1 protein-coding gene is annotated in these 302 nt (G+C 50.0%); it reads left to right on the forward strand.

Translation table 11 applies throughout. The features are described 5' to 3' along the window. Positions 1-102: 102 nt before the first annotated feature. On the forward strand, positions 103-302 hold a 200-nt coding region (locus tag I6E26_RS11155; RefSeq protein ID WP_235321930.1), incomplete at its 3' end, for a hypothetical protein.

The following is a 302-nucleotide window of genomic DNA, read 5'->3' on the forward strand; positions in this document are numbered from 1 at the left end:
GCTTAGCTAGGAGCGAGAGCGGGTTTTCGTGGGTACTATCTCAGCTGTGGATATTTAGATAGAATCGGTAAATAACGATGATTCGACAACAGCCGGAGGGGCATGACACTTTTGCGTCGGGAGACTCTTGCTTTTGCGCAGCAAAAGTGGCCCGGTGGCACTTTCTATCATTACGGCCTCTGTGAATTGGCTCAGCGACAAGCGGTATCTGTGCGTCAGGATAAATCACCAGATAGGGCCATTAAGTCGGACAGAGCAAAAGTCGTTATGACCGCAGGCTGTATCAGGAGAACAGAACATCG

The organism is Anaerovibrio lipolyticus, assembly GCF_021531495.1.
Lineage (GTDB): Bacteria > Bacillota > Negativicutes > Selenomonadales > Selenomonadaceae > Anaerovibrio.